The 13,403-nt window shown below is 70.5% G+C and carries 12 protein-coding genes; 3 read left to right on the top strand and 9 right to left on the bottom strand.

Annotated features, from left to right (window positions below):
* Positions 1-9: 9 nt before the first annotated feature.
* The 8 genes from BM013_RS27125 to BM013_RS27090 all read right to left on the bottom strand — a co-directional run bounded on the left by BM013_RS27125 (position 10) and on the right by BM013_RS27090 (position 8,259).
* Positions 10-1,149, bottom strand: a complete 1,140-nt coding sequence (locus BM013_RS27125; protein WP_093130833.1) for an acyl-CoA dehydrogenase family protein — start codon at positions 1,147-1,149, stop codon at positions 10-12.
* Complete coding sequence (locus BM013_RS27120; protein WP_093130831.1) at positions 1,146-1,478, bottom strand: DUF6285 domain-containing protein; 333 nt, start codon at positions 1,476-1,478, stop codon at positions 1,146-1,148. The genes BM013_RS27125 and BM013_RS27120 overlap by 4 nt, the downstream gene beginning before the upstream one ends.
* A 3-nt stretch (positions 1,479-1,481) precedes the next feature.
* Positions 1,482-2,504 carry a phosphotransferase family protein gene (locus BM013_RS27115; RefSeq protein ID WP_256221710.1) on the bottom strand — a complete coding sequence of 341 codons (1,023 nt, stop codon included), beginning with the start codon at positions 2,502-2,504 and terminating at the stop codon, positions 1,482-1,484.
* Position 2,505: 1 nt separating this feature from the next.
* Complete coding sequence (locus BM013_RS27110; protein WP_093130829.1) at positions 2,506-4,029, bottom strand: acyl-CoA synthetase; 1,524 nt, start codon at positions 4,027-4,029, stop codon at positions 2,506-2,508.
* A 48-nt stretch (positions 4,030-4,077) separates the two neighbouring features.
* Positions 4,078-4,941 carry an enoyl-CoA hydratase-related protein gene (locus tag BM013_RS27105; protein WP_093130827.1) on the bottom strand — a complete coding sequence of 288 codons (864 nt, stop codon included), beginning with the start codon at positions 4,939-4,941 and terminating at the stop codon, positions 4,078-4,080.
* The gene (locus tag BM013_RS27100; RefSeq protein ID WP_093130825.1) at positions 4,938-6,071 is read right to left on the bottom strand and encodes an acyl-CoA dehydrogenase family protein; all 1,134 of its coding nucleotides are present in this window, start codon (positions 6,069-6,071) and stop codon (positions 4,938-4,940) included. Before BM013_RS27100 ends, BM013_RS27105 begins: the two co-directional genes overlap by 4 nt.
* Positions 6,068-7,258, bottom strand: a complete 1,191-nt coding sequence (locus BM013_RS27095; protein ID WP_093130823.1) for an acyl-CoA dehydrogenase family protein — start codon at positions 7,256-7,258, stop codon at positions 6,068-6,070. Before BM013_RS27095 ends, BM013_RS27100 begins: the two co-directional genes overlap by 4 nt.
* Before the next feature lie 137 nt (positions 7,259-7,395).
* Positions 7,396-8,259, bottom strand: coding sequence for a class I SAM-dependent methyltransferase (locus BM013_RS27090; protein WP_093130821.1), 864 nt, complete (start codon positions 8,257-8,259; stop codon positions 7,396-7,398).
* 271 nt (positions 8,260-8,530) lie between these two features.
* On the opposite strand from BM013_RS27090, the gene BM013_RS27085 reads away from it, so the two are divergent.
* Complete coding sequence (locus BM013_RS27085) at positions 8,531-9,592, top strand: AraC family transcriptional regulator (RefSeq protein WP_093130819.1); 1,062 nt, start codon at positions 8,531-8,533, stop codon at positions 9,590-9,592.
* 13 nt (positions 9,593-9,605) lie between these two features.
* Positions 9,606-10,706, top strand: coding sequence for a hypothetical protein (locus BM013_RS27080; protein ID WP_093130817.1), 1,101 nt, complete (start codon positions 9,606-9,608; stop codon positions 10,704-10,706).
* Positions 10,707-10,763: 57 nt separating this feature from the next.
* Here the strand turns inward: BM013_RS27080 and BM013_RS27075 are convergent, their stop codons facing one another.
* On the bottom strand, positions 10,764-11,951 hold the full coding sequence (locus BM013_RS27075; RefSeq protein WP_093130815.1) for an ABC transporter substrate-binding protein: 1,188 nt from the start codon (positions 11,949-11,951) through the stop codon (positions 10,764-10,766).
* Between the two features lie 187 nt (positions 11,952-12,138).
* Between BM013_RS27075 and BM013_RS27070 the strand changes: the two genes are divergently transcribed.
* The gene (locus BM013_RS27070) at positions 12,139-13,401 is read left to right on the top strand and encodes a dienelactone hydrolase family protein (protein WP_093130813.1); all 1,263 of its coding nucleotides are present in this window, start codon (positions 12,139-12,141) and stop codon (positions 13,399-13,401) included.
* Positions 13,402-13,403: the final 2 nt, after the last annotated feature.

Genomic DNA, 13,403 nt, shown 5'->3' with positions numbered 1-13,403 from the left:
GGTCCGAGCTCAGCGCATGAGCTCGCGCGCGATCACCACGCGCTGGATCTGGTTGGTGCCCTCGAAGATCTGGTTGAGCTTGGCGTCGCGCATCATCTTCTCCACCGGATAGTCGCGCACGTAGCCGTAGCCGCCGAACACCTGCACGGCGTCGGTCGTCACCTTCATGGCCACGTCGCTCGCGAAGCACTTGGCCATGCTCGCGAACTTGGGCAGCTGCTGCCAGTCGCCGGCGTCGGCCAGGCGCGCGGTTTCGTACACCAGGCAGCGCGCGGCCTCGATCTGCATGGCCATGTCGGCCAGCATGAACTGGATGCCCTGGAACTCGATGATCGCGCGCTTGAACTGCTTGCGCTGCTTGGCATAGGCCAGCGCCGCGTCGAGCGCGCCCTGCGCCAGGCCCACCGACGCCGCCGCGATGGCCGGGCGGTTGAGGTCGAGCGCGCGCATCGCCGAGCGGAAGCCCTTGCCTTCCTCGCCCAGGCGGTTTTCGGCGGGCACGCGCACGTTGTCGAGGTAGACGGGCACGTTGATCGTGCCCTTCATGCCCATCTTGCGTTCGTTGCGCCCGAAGGTGAGGCCCTTGCTGGCCTTCACGTCGACGATGAAGGGGCTGATGTCGTCGGCCCCGCCGCGCTCGCCGGTCTTGGCGAACACCAGGATGTGGTCGGCGCGGCTGCCGAAGGTGCACCACTGCTTCTGGCCCGTGAGCAGGTAGCTGTCGCCGTCGCGCACGGCGCGCGTGCGCATGCCGCCCACGTCGCTGCCGCAGTCGGGCTCCGAGATGGCAATGGCCGTGACGGTGCGGCCTTCGGCCAGCAGCGGCAGGAAGCGGTTCTTCTGTTCCTCGGTGCCGAAATGCATGATCGGCAGCGCGAACATGGTGTTCATGCCCGCCATCAGCGCGCACGACTCCGACACGCGCGAGATCTCCTCGCGCGCGATGCACACCATCGTGAGGTTCGCGCCCGGGCCGCCGTAGGCCTCGGGCACCCACAGCTGCAGCAGGCCCATGTCGCCGTAGATGGGAATGAGCTCTTCGGGAAAGCGGTCGTTCTCGTCGATCTCGGCGGCAATGGGCGCCACGTGGCGCTCGACCATGCGGCGCACGCCGTCGCGAAAGGCGGTCTGTTCTTCGGTGAAGTTCATGGGGCAGGGCTTTCGGGGTTCGTCCACTTGGGGTTGTTGAGGGCCAGCGCCTGGGCCAGGTCCGCGCGCAGCTGCGCGGCCAGGCCGGGCGAGTCGATGGGAAGCAGGCCGCTGCGGATCGCTTCGGCCAAGGCGAGCTCGGCCGCGCCGGCGCCGGCGCCGTTCGGCGGCGCGGCCGACCGCAGCTCGCGCTCGACGATGCGCAGCACGTTCACCGTCACGCGTGCCTGGAACCGGTGGTAGCCGTCGAGCGTGGGCAGCAGTTCGTCTTCGAGGTAACGCGCGGCGGCCTGCAGCAGGGTGGCGGCGGGTGGCACGGAGGTCGGCATGGCTCAGCCCTCGATCAATTGGAAGAAGTCCCACAGCGGCTCTTCCATGCGCCGCCCCACGGCGCACAGCTCCACGCTGGCCGGGCTGCCGTCGCCGCGCACCGAGAGCCCGCGCCGCACGCAGCCGATGGCCCACTTCAGGTTGGAGAAGGCCTCCCAGAAGCGCACGCGCGCCGGGTCGACCGGCACGCCGCTGGCGCGTTCGTAGGCCGCGTACAGGTCGTCGCGCGCGCCGAAGCCGCCGGCCTCGGGCGCGCCGCCGAAGCGCCAGGTCTTCATGCACAGCACGCCCAGGTCCTGCATCGGGTCGCCGATGCGCGCGATTTCCCAGTCGAGCACGCAACGGATGCCTTCGGGGCCGACGATGAGGTTGCCGGTGCGGAAGTCCGAATGCACGAGGGCATCGCGCCACGCCGTGGGCAGGTGCCGGCGAATCCATTGCAGCGCGAACTCGAGCGCGGGGTGGCGAAAGCCGGTGCGCTCGAGCAGGTCGCCGTACACCGCGAGTTCCTGCGCGGGCGACAGGTGCTGCAGGAAGGGGAGCTGCTGCGTCGGCGTGGCGTGGATCGCGGCCAGGATGGCGCCCGCCTGCGCCGCCATCGCGGCGCGTGCCACGGCAAGGGCCGGGTCGCCCACCACCTTGCGCCCCAGCGTCTCGCCTTCGACGCGCGCGGTGACGTAGCCACGGTCAAGGCCGTCGTGCACGTCGAGGATGGCGACCACCCGCGGCGCCGGCACGCCGTGCGCGCGGGCCGCGATCATCACGCGTGCGTCCTCGGCGGCGTCGAGCTTCGGCGCACAAGGGCCGAATGAAGGGCCGGGTGAAGGTCCGGACGAAGGCAACCGCGCGGGCGTCTGCTGCAGGATCATCGGCTGCCGCCCGTCGCCGGTCAGCAGGTCGAACGACCAGGTGGTCTTGGTCGCGCCGCCGGTGAGCCGGCGCAGCTCTTCGACGCGGCCGTTCAGCCCCGCGTGCCGCTGCAGTGCGCTCGCCAGGCGCGGGCCGAGGTCGTGCACGCCGGACACCTCAGATCTTCCGGCCCGCCGCCTGCCAGAACGGGTCGCGCAGCCGGCGCTTGAAGATCTTGCCGCTGTCCTCGCGCGGCAGCGCCGCGTGAAAGTCGATGCGGCGCGGCACCTTGTAGCGGGCGATGCGCGCTTCCAGGAAGGCGCGCAGCTGCGCCGCGTCGGGCGTGGCGCCGGGCATCGGCTCGACGGCCGCGGCCAGCGACTCGCCCATCTCGTCGTCGGGAATGCCGAACACCGCGCAGTCGCGCACGTCCGGGCACTGCAGCAGCACCGCCTCGATCTCGGCCGGGTAGATGTTCACGCCCGCCGAGATCACCATGTCGGCGCGGCGGTCGCACAGGTAGAGGTGCTCGTCCTTCACGTAGCCGACGTCGCCGCAGCTGACGAGGCCGTCGCGCTCCACCTCGGCGCGCTTCTGGGGGTGGTTGTGGTAAGTGAAGTCGGCGTACGCGGGCACGCGCACGAAGATCTCGCCGACCTCGCCCGGCGCCACGGGCCGGCCGTCTTCGCCGTACAGCGCCATGCGCGCGCCGGGCGTCAGGCGGCCCACGCTGCCCGGGAAGGCGAGCCAGTCTTCGGGCGTGCTGAGCGTGGCGGTGCCCACCTCGGTGCCGCCGTAGGTCTCGTAGACCACCGGGCCCCACCAGTCCATGAGCGCGCGCTTGGTCTCGGGAGAGCAGGGCGCGCCGGTGTGCGTCACCCATTGCAGCGAGCGCAGGTCGTGGCGCTGGCGCACCGCCTCGGGCAGCTTGAGCATGCGCACGAACATGGTGGGCACCGCCACCATGTGCGTGATGCGGTGGCGCTCGATGGCCGCGAGCGCGGCCTCGGCGTCGAACCGGGTCTGCATCACCAGCAGGTCGGCCACCTGCAGCGCCTGCCGAGCGAAGGCATTGGGCGACGAGTGGTACAGCGGTCCGCCGATCAGCGCGCGCACGCCCTGGCGCAGGCCGTACACGCTGCGCAGCAGTTCGACGTAGGCCGCGGCCTGCTCGGGCGTGGCGGCATCGCGCTTCACGCCCTTGGCACGGCCGGTGGTGCCCGAGGTGTAGATCATGGTCGCGCGGCTGCGCAGCGGCGGGCCGTCCCACGGCGCGAAGGCCTCGAGCCACGCGTTCCATTCGGTGGCGCCGGGCGGCAGCGCAACGGCCTCGTCGTCCAGCGAGAAGCTGCGTTTCGCCTCGGGCGGCGTGGGCACGGTGATGACCCGGGTGGTGGCCGGCACCTGCTCCCGCACCGGCGCGAGCAGGTCGGCGTGCGCGACCAGCACCTTCGGCTGCACGTCGTTCACGATGTAGAGCACCTCTTCGGGCTTGCCGTGCCAGTTGACGGGCACCGCGTAGGCGCCGAGCGCGGCGGCCGCCTGCTGCGCCTCGAAGAAGGCGAAATCGTTGCGCAGCAGCAGCGCGACGGCATCGCCTTCGCGCACGCCCAGCGCATGGAGGCCGCGCGCGGCGCGCAGTGCGCGCTGCATGAGCGCATCGCGCCCCATGCTGCGCTGGTCGAGGATCACCTGGCTCATGTCGTCGTGTCTCCGTGATCTGGCGGCGCTTTCATGCCGCTTCTTGTTTCAGGCGCGGAAGGCGGGCTCCGTCCACCATGGGTAGAACGCCGGCATGCCGTCGCTCACCCGGTCGGGAAAGCGCGCGGGCCGCTTCTGCCTGAACGAGGCCACGCCCTCGGCCGTGTCCGCCGAGGTGCCGCGCGCCGCCAGCGCGGTGCTCTCGAGGCGGTGCGCCGCCATCGGGTGGCCCTCGCCCAGCATGCGCCACATCAGCTGCCGCGTGAGCGCCACCGACACCGGCGCGGCGTTCTCTGCGATGCCGCGTGCCAGCGCCTGCGCGCGGGCCAGCAGGTCGCCGGGCTCGCACACCGCGCTCACCAGGCCGCCCGCGGCAGCCTCGGCCGCATCGAACACGTGCCCGCCCAGGCTCCATTCGAGCGCCTTCGAGATGCCCACGACACGCGGCAGGAACCAGCTCGCGCAGGCGTCGGGCACGATGCCGCGCCGCGCAAAGACGAACCCGAAGCGCGCGTCGCTCGCGGCAATGCGCACGTCCATCGGCAGCAGCATCGAGGCCCCGATGCCCACGGCCGCGCCGTTGACCGCGGCGATCAGCGGCTTGGTGCAGGCGAAGAGCCGCAGCGCGAGCACGCCGCCGCCATCGCGGCCCGGCTCGTCAGCGGAATCGGGATCGGGTGCGCCACTGAAAGCGCCCGCGCCCTCCGACAGGTCGAAGCCCGCGCAGAACGCGCGGCCCGCGCCGGTGACCACGATGGCGCGCACCGCGTCGTCGGCATCGGCGCGGTCGATGGCCTCGCACAACTCGCGGCGCATCGCGCGCGTCATGGCGTTCATCTTCTCGGGCCGGTACAGCGTCAGCGTGAGCACCGGGCCCGAGCGGTCCCAGCGGATCGTCTCGAACGCGCTCATGCCATCGCCGCGAGCCGCATGGCCTGCGCCTCGACGTCGCCGAACAGCTGGTCGATGAGCGTGACGCGGCGCAGGCAGTGGCCGACCGCGTATTCCTCCGTCATGCCGATGCCGCCGTGCACCTGCACCGCCGCGTGGCACACGGCGCGTGCGTGCCGGCCGATCACCAGCTTGGCGCGCGCGAGGTCGGCGCGCGCGCCGGGCGCGTCGAGGTCGTCGGCGGCCACCGCCGCGACCATGGCCATGCTGCGCGACATTTCCAGCGCCACCAGCATCTCGGCCGCGCGGTGGCGCAAGGCCTGGTTCTCGCCGATGGCGCGGCCGAACTGCCGGCGCGTGCCGAGGTAGTCGATGGCCAGCGCGTAGGCCGTTTCCATGGCGCCGACCGCGTCCGCGCAGACGGCGGCCGTGCCCATGGCCAGCGTGCCTTCGAGCGCGCGCAGCGCGGCGGCGCCGTCGTGCGGATCGCCCAGCGGCTGCGCCCTGGCGGCGTTGAAGCGAAGCTCGCCCGCGGGGGTGTCGTCGACCAGCCGGTGCGCGCGGCAGGCGATGCCCGCGGCGCGCGCATCGACATGGAACAGCGCCACGCCGTGCGCGTCGCCGGGCTCGCCCGCGGTGCGCGCGCTCACCACGAAACGGTGGGCCGACGGCGCGTGCAGCACGTTGCACTTGGCGCCGTCGAGCAGCCACTGGCCGTCCTGCTGGCGCGCGCGCGTCTCTATCCACAGCGGCGCATGGCGCGCGGCCTCTTCGTCGTGCGCCCAGGCCAGCCGCAGCTCGCCGCTGGCCACGTCGGGCAGCAGCTGCACCTGCAGCACCTCGTCGGCCGCCAGCCGCACGGCGGTGGCACCGAGCACGATCGACGACAGGAAGGGCTCCAGCACCAGCGCCTTGCCCAGTTCCTGCATCACGGGCATCAGGTCGGCCGCGCCGCCGCCAAAGCCGCCGTGCGCCTGCGGCAAGGGCAGGGCGGTGAGGCCCAGCGCGGCCAGTTGCTGCCACGCGGCCAGGCTCCAGCCGGTGGCCGACGCGGCAATGGAACGGCGCTTTTCGAAGCCGTACACATCACCGAGCAGGCGCGCGAGGCTGTCGCGCAGCGCGAGCTGTTCGTCGTTCAGTTCGAAGTTCATGCCTGCGCCGCTCCGGAGCCCAGGATGGTCCTGGACAGAATGTCTTTCTGCACCTCGCTCGTGCCGCCGTAGATGCTGGCGGCGCGGCTGTAGAAATAGCGCATGGCCAGCGGGCCGGCCCAGTGCGCGGCGCCTTCGCCGTCGTGCGGGCGGCGCTCCATGGCCGAGGGCCCGGCGATGCGCTGCAGCAGTTGCGCGATGTCCTGCTGCAGCTCGGTCCCCTTGAGCTTGAGCACCGAGGCGAAGCCGGGGTTCTTCTGCGCCGTGTCGGGCGAAAGCAGGAAGCGCCAGTTGGTCACCTCCAGCGCGCGCACTTCGGCGTCGAGCATGGCGAGTTCGCTGCGCAGCTTGGGGCTGTCCAGCAGCGGCCGGCCGGCCTCGGTGAGCCTGCCCGCCAGTTCGCGCGCGTATTCGAGCCGCTCGCGGCACAGGCCCACGTTGGCGATGCCGGTGCGCTCGTTCATCAGCAGGTACTTGGCGCAGTCCCAGCCGCGGCCTTCCTCGCCCACGAGGTTGCCGACCGGTACGCGCACCTCGTCGAAGAACACCTCGTTGAGGTGGTGCTGCCCGTCGATGGAGGTGATGGGGCGGATGGTGATGCCGGGCGTGCGCAGGTCGATCAGCAGGAACGAGATGCCGTGCTGCTTGCGGCCCTCGCCGTCGGTGCGCACCAGCGCGAACACCCAGTCGGCCAGGTGCGCGGTGGTGGTCCAGATCTTCTGGCCGTTGACGACGTAGTCGTTGCCCTCGCGCCGTGCGGCGGTGCGCAGCGAGGCCAGGTCGGAGCCCGAGCCCGGCTCCGAGAAGCCCTGGCAGAACCAGAGGTCGAGGTTGGCCAGCTTCGGCAGGAAGTGGCGCTTCTGCGCGTCGGTGCCGAACTTCATCAGCACCGGGCCGAGCATGCCCACGTTGAACACCTGCGGCAGCGGCGCGCTCGCGCGGAACAGCTCGTCGAGCAGGATCAGCCGCTCGGCCTGGCCCAGTTCGGCGCCGCCGTACTCGCGCGGCCAGTGCGGCGCGGCCCAGCCCTTCTCGTTGAGGATGCGCTGCCAGGTGACGGTGTCCTGCTTGCGCGGCGGATGGCCTAGCCGCAGGCGCTCACGGATGTCGGCGGGCAGGCGCGTGTGCACGAAGCGGCGCACCTCGTCGCGGAATTCGGCCTGGCGGGCGGTCAGATCCAGATTCATCGATAGCAGGGCGGGGACGCCCGAAGTTGGCTGAAAGGATCATAGCCCGATGCGCTTCATTGGATCAACCATTAAATTTTGGGCAATAAAAAAGCGCCGGAGTGCCGGCGCTTTCGGTCGCATCTGGCGAGCCGTCTTCAGGGCTTGACGAACTTCAGCACGAACTCGTCCTTCGGCTGCGGCGGTTCGGGCGTGTTGCGGTCGCGCGGGTCCGAGGGGTTGCGCAGGAAGTTGCCTTCGCCCACTTGCCTGAACCCGGCCCGCTCGACTTCCGCGCGCAGGAAAGCTTGCTCGATGCGGTGCAGCGTGCCCGATTCGGAAATGCCCGTGCCCGCGCGTCCCGCGTGGTCGGCGATGACATAGATGCCGCCCGGCTTGAGCGCGGCGAACACGGCACGGTTCACCGCGGCGCGGTCCACGCCCATGTGGCCGAAGTCGTGGTAGTTGAACATCAGCGTGACCAGGTCAAGGCCGTTCGCCGCGAGCTCGGGCGGCACCGGGTCTTCGAAGGGCCGGACCACGGCGACGATGTTGCTCGCGTTCGGGTTCCTGGCGCGTTCGGCCAGCGCGACGGGTGAAGGGCGCGGCCCGGCGGAAGGTGCTGTGGGTGCCGTGGGTGCCGTGGGTGTGGCGCCTATCGGCGCGGGGGCCGCGGCACCCTCGGGCTGCGCGGGGCGGCTCATCGGCGGGCGCGGCGGGCTCTGGCCGTACACGCGGCCGTTCGCTCCGGTGGCGCGCGCGATCAGCTCGGTGGTGTAGCCGCCGGCCGCGCTCAGGTCGAGCGCGACCATGCCGGGGCGCACGCCGATGAAGGCCAGCATCTCCTGCGGCTTGCGCCGCGCGTCGTTGCGCCGGTCGGCGTCGCTGCGATCGGGGCTGGCAACGATTTCGGCGATGCGGGCCTGCGAGATCGCCGGTGTCTGCGGTCCCGGCGTGGTGCAGGCGGCGAGCGCCACGGTGAGGCCCGCGAGGGCTGCGGCAAGGGTCTGGCGAAAGGGCATGGACGAGCTCCGGGTTTCGGGTTCCAGGTTCCGAACAGGGATTGCATCCGGCCCCCATGGCGCGAACGCAGCCCCGCCAGTCTATGCCTCGGTTCTTTCGCCTGCCTGAGGCCGGTGGCTGCCGGCCATCGGCTGGGCAAGGTTCTTGCTGCAAATGCGGGGCTGCCCGGGCAACTCCCATGGCGGCAAGCGGCTGCCGGACGTAGATTTCCGGCGTGCGGCAGGCATCCGTTCCTGTCCGCTTCCCCCACTTTGATCCGCAGGAGTGTCCGTGGACGCATGGTCGAGCCAGCAGTTGTCGCCGTTGTACGGACGCGAGGTCTTTCGCTCGCGCGAGGCCGACGAGACCCATGCGCGCGTCGCCCATGAACTCAAGCCGCACCGCAGCGTGTGGGGCCATGGCGACGTCGACGCCATCTTCTGCCGCGCCGAGCTGAGCGCACTGTCGTTGTGCATCCTGCGCTACGGCTGCGACGTCGACATCGAGCCCGACGCGCTCGGCAACTTCGTGCTCGTGCAGATGCCGCTGCGCGGCCATGCCGACATCCACACCGGCGGCCAGACGCTGCAGATCCACCCCGGGCAGGGCGCCATCGTCTCCGCGCACAAGCCGGTGCGCCTGCGCTGGCATGCGGACTGCGAACAGCTGATGCTGAAGATCGAGCTCAGCCGGCTGCAGGAAGTGGCGCGCCAGGCCTTCGCGCTGCGCGGCACGGACACCGTGGGCGAGATCGATTTCGAGATGCCCTTTCGCCTCGACGACGCGGCGGGCACGCAGTGGTGCCGCATGGTGGCCGGCCTGGCGTCGCTGCTGCCCTCGAGCGGCTTCGCCTCGTTCGATGCGCGCTGGCTCGCGCACTGCGAAGACAACCTGATGCTCTACCTGCTGTGCCACCACCCGAACTCGGTGCTGCAGCGGCACGCCGACGTGCAACGCGGCTCGGAGCAAACGAGCCTGCAGCAGCTGCGGCGCGCGGAAGAATTCATGCGCGAGCGGCTCGATGCCGCCTTGTCGCTGGAAGACGTGGCGCAGGCCGCGGGCGTGACGCGGCGCGGGCTCGGCCTGCTGTTCAGGCGCTACCGCGACCTGTCGCCCGGCGAGGTGCTGCGCAACATGCGGCTGGACGCGGCGCATGCGCAGCTGGCGCGCAACGACGGCGCGAGCGTGACGGAGGTGGCGCTGAACTGCGGGTTCTCGCACCTGAGCCGGTTCGCGGCCTGCTACAGGGAGCGCTTCGGGCAGCTGCCGCGGGATACGTCGCGGCATACGTCGCGTGATACATCGCGTGACACCGTGAGAGACAGCTCGCGCCTTTCGGTTGCGAGGCACTGACACTCACGCAGCCATGACCGTCTCGCTTGCCGCTTCGCTCATCGATCTTGCCCTCGGCTTCGAACTCGCAGCGATCGGCAAGGCCGCTGGCAACCGATTCGCGCTCGAGGGCGTGACATGCAAACCCGGACAGGACGGCGCCATCGAGGTCCGGGTCCAGAAACTCGAGGCGACCGCACTGCGGCTCGCGTTCGGGCCGCTCGTGCTGGACATCGGCCGCATTGCCCTGCACGAGCTGGTGGCGCGGATACGGACCGACGCCGGCGCGGCGCGCCTGGCTGCCGTCGAGGCACGCGAAGCGGAGTTCTCGGGATGGAAGCTGCAGGGCCCTTTGAGCTTGCCGTCGCAGATCCGCAAGGTCTGGGACGCTTCGCAGAAGCCTGCCGAACCGGCCGCGGATGCATGGCGCCTTGACCCGTTCGGCCAGGCCGAAGGCACCGTGCGTGCACAGATCACCGACGCGCACCTGCTGTTCGACGCCGACGTGACGGTGCCGATCCGGCACGGCGAGATCGACTTCAACGATGCGACGGTCGAGCATGTCGGACCCGACTCTCGCATGGGCATCAGCCGGCTGGGCCTGTACGTCGACGCGCCCAACGGGCGCAGCTACCTGTACCAGTTCGCGTCGGCGCCGCTGGCCGGCGTGGAGTTCGAGCGCCGCGGCGCGTTGCTGAGCCCGTGGGTCTCCGAGCGTGGCAAGCTGCAGCTGCAGGTGTTCGCGGAGTCGACGCTCCGGCAAGGTCGCGAGAGCCTGGACCCGGGGCTGACGGCGCAGGCGCGCCTGCTGTTGGGCCGCACCGCGCTGTCGGGCGAGGTCCGGCTCGGCGATGGCGTGCTGGCCATGCCGGGCGTGCAGGTGCATCTGGAAGGACGCGACGGCGGCGCCAATGTGCTCGCGCTGCATGCCGATTCCGTCGGCCGTGGCTTGACCGCGGAGATCGCATCGTTTGCGGCGCGCGACGCCGTGGCGAGCTGGCAGGGCGCGCAATTCGGCTTCGACGCGCTGGCCGCGGCGCTCGCGCTGCAGTTGCTGGTCGAAGGGCCTTCCATGCGCTTCGTGCTCGACCTGGGGAGCGGCAAGGTCACGAAGCCGCGATTCGCTTCGCGCTGAGAGGCAGGCAACGCGACCGGCACGACGCACCGGACGTCGCACCGGTCTTTGCCTTCTTCAGGACTTCATCGCGCACTGCGCCGCGCTGGTGTCCTGGTAGTTCTGCAGCACCGTCCCGATCACCTTGTTGGCGATGCGCCCGTTGGCGTCCTTGCCGATCACGCGCAGGTAGTAGTTCTGGATCGGAAAGTTGTTGGCGCCGTAGCGGAAGTCGCCGCGCACCGACTTGTAGTTGGCCGCCTTGATCGCCTTCAGCAGCGCGGGCCGGTCGGCCACCTTGCCGCCGACGTCGCGCACCGCGGCGTCCATGGCCATCAGCACGTCGTAGGCCTGGCCCGCATAGAACGAGGGGTTGCGTCCGTTGTTCTGTTCGCGGAAGGCGGCTACGAAGCGCTGGTTGGCGGGGTTGTCGAGGTCGAAGGACCAGTGCGCGGTGTTGAAGAGGCCGAGCATCGGGTCGCCGACGGCCGGAATCATGTCTTCGTCGGCGGAAAAAGCCGTGGAGATCAGCGCCACGTCCTTCGACAGCCCCGCGCCCACGAACTGCTTGATGAAGCTCACGCCCATGGCGCCGGGCAGGAAGAAGTACAGCGCGTCGGGCTTGGACGCGCGGATCTGCGCGAGCTCGGCCGAGTAGTCGAGCTGCCCCAGCTTGGTGTAGAGCTCGTCGCCCACCGAGCCCTTGTAGGTGCGCTTGAAGCCGGTGATGGCGTCCTTGCCGCCGGGATAGCTGGGCGCGATGAGCGCCACTTTCTTGAAGGCCTTGTCGGAAGCGAACTTGCCGGCCGCCTCGTGGTACGCGTCGTTGGGGTACGACGCGCCGAAGAAGTACGGGTTGCAGCGCGCGCCCGAATAGTCGCTCGGGCCGGTGTTGCTCGACAGGTAGGGCACCTTGGCCGCGAAGAGCGGCGGGCCGACGGCCAGCGCGACCGAGGAGCCGACCGGGCCGGTGAACAGGTCGATCTTGTCGCGCATGAGCATGCGGTCGACCGCCTGGCGCGCGGTCTCGGGGTTGCCGGCGGTGTCGGCCTCGACGTACTCGACCGGCACGCCGCCGAGCTTGCCGCCCAGCTGCTTCATGGCCACGGCGAAGCCGGCCTTGGCCTCGGCGCCGCCGACGGCGAACGGGCCCGACAGGTCCATGGCGAGACCGACCTTGACTGTCTGCGCCTGCGCGGGGGTGGCCAGCGCGCCGACGGCGATGGCGATGGCCCACAAGGCGGGTTGGATGCTTGCCTGCGACATGAAAGAGCTCTCCTGTGGAGGGGGTTCGGTGAACGTGGGGGAGGGAAATGCAGGGCGCAGTCTGTGGGCCGCGGCGGCGCGGCGCTATCCGTTTCGTGCAGCCGGACCGGTTGCACGAAATGGACAGACAGGCGGGCGGGGCGGTCCACAGAATCGCCGCCGAACCCACCACTCCAGAGACACCCCGATGAGCAGCTACATCGACATTCCGGCCGCCGACGGCCAGCAGACCTTCCGCGGCTACCTGGCCCTGCCGGCCTCGGGGCGCGGCCCCGGCATCGTGCTGTGCCAGGAAATCTTCGGCATCAACGACTACGTGCGCGAGGTGGCCGACCTCTACGCCGAAGAGGGCTACGTGGTGCTCGCGCCCGACCTGTTCTGGCGCATGGAGCCCGACGTGGAGCTGGGCTATTCGCCCGAGGACTGGCAGCGCGCCTTCGGTTTCTTCCAGAAGTTCGACATCGATGCCGGCGTGGCCGACGTCACGGCGAGCGTGAAGGCGCTGCGCGCGCACCCGGCCTGCACCGGCAAGGTCGGCGCGCTGGGCTTCTGCCTGGGCGGCAAGCTCGCGTACCTTGCGGCCGCGCACTCGGGCGTGGACGCGGCCGTGGGCTACTACGGCGTGGGCATCGAGGGCGCGCTCGACCTGGTGCCGAAGATCGAATGCCCCCTTGCGCTGCACTTCGCGGAGCTCGACCAGTTCTGCCCGCCCGAAGCGCGCGCGCAGGTGCTGGAGGCCTTCGCGGGCAAGCCGGGCGCGCAGATGTACGTGTACCCCGGCGTCGACCATGCCTTTGCGCGCACCGGCGGCGACCACTTCGACAAGCCTTCCACGCTCATGGCGCACCAGCGCTCCATGGCGCTGTTCAAGGAAGCGATCGGCCCGGTCTACGACCTGTCGGCGCTGTGGGACAAGCACTGCGAGTACGAGTTCGCCACGCGCGACGTGGTCGCGACCATGGCCACGATGGTGAGCGAGCCCTACGTCAACCACATCCCGACGATGACGGGCGGCGTGGGCGCCAAGGAGCTATCGCGCTTCTACAAGCACCACTTCATTCCGACCACGCCGCCGGACACGCGGCTCACGCCCATCTCGCGCACGGTGGGCGCCACGCAGATCGTCGACGAGATGCTGTTCTGCTTCAACCACACGGTGGAAGTCGACTGGATGCTGCCGGGCATCGCGCCCACGGGCAAGCCGGTGGAAATTCCGCTGGTGGCGATCGTGAAGTTCCGCGGCGACAAGCTGTACCACGAGCACATCTACTGGGACCAGGCCAGCGTGCTGGTGCAGATCGGCCTGCTCGACCCGAAGGGCCTGCCCGTGGCCGGCGCGGAAACGGCACGCAAGCTGGTCGATGAAACGCTGCCGTCGAACACGCTGATGACGCGCTGGGCGAAGTCGACCGCGCTGACCATCGCCGACCCGGCGCTGCCGCCGGGATGAGC

It is taken from the genome of Variovorax sp. OK605, from assembly GCF_900115445.1.
Classification (GTDB): Bacteria; Pseudomonadota; Gammaproteobacteria; order Burkholderiales; family Burkholderiaceae_C; genus Variovorax.
The sequence above is the reverse complement of the archived record's forward strand: the minus strand, read 5'-3'. Positions and strand labels throughout refer to the sequence as shown.

What these genes read in the sequence shown, in the direction of transcription:
- BM013_RS27075 (WP_093130815.1), bottom strand. Translation starts at nt 11,951, where the DNA reads ATGTCGCAGGCAAGCATCCAACCCGCCTTGTGGGCCATCGCCATCGCC.
- BM013_RS27105 (WP_093130827.1), bottom strand. Translation starts at nt 4,941, where the DNA reads ATGAGCGCGTTCGAGACGATCCGCTGGGACCGCTCGGGCCCGGTGCTC.
- BM013_RS27110 (WP_093130829.1), bottom strand. Translation starts at nt 4,029, where the DNA reads ATGAGCCAGGTGATCCTCGACCAGCGCAGCATGGGGCGCGATGCGCTC.
- BM013_RS27095 (WP_093130823.1), bottom strand. Translation starts at nt 7,258, where the DNA reads ATGAATCTGGATCTGACCGCCCGCCAGGCCGAATTCCGCGACGAGGTG.
- BM013_RS27100 (WP_093130825.1), bottom strand. Translation starts at nt 6,071, where the DNA reads ATGAACTTCGAACTGAACGACGAACAGCTCGCGCTGCGCGACAGCCTC.
- BM013_RS27090 (WP_093130821.1), bottom strand. Translation starts at nt 8,259, where the DNA reads ATGCCCTTTCGCCAGACCCTTGCCGCAGCCCTCGCGGGCCTCACCGTG.
- BM013_RS27125 (WP_093130833.1), bottom strand. Translation starts at nt 1,149, where the DNA reads ATGAACTTCACCGAAGAACAGACCGCCTTTCGCGACGGCGTGCGCCGC.
- BM013_RS27080 (WP_093130817.1), top strand. Translation starts at nt 9,606, where the DNA reads ATGACCGTCTCGCTTGCCGCTTCGCTCATCGATCTTGCCCTCGGCTTC.
- BM013_RS27070 (WP_093130813.1), top strand. Translation starts at nt 12,139, where the DNA reads ATGAGCAGCTACATCGACATTCCGGCCGCCGACGGCCAGCAGACCTTC.
- BM013_RS27120 (WP_093130831.1), bottom strand. Translation starts at nt 1,478, where the DNA reads ATGCCGACCTCCGTGCCACCCGCCGCCACCCTGCTGCAGGCCGCCGCG.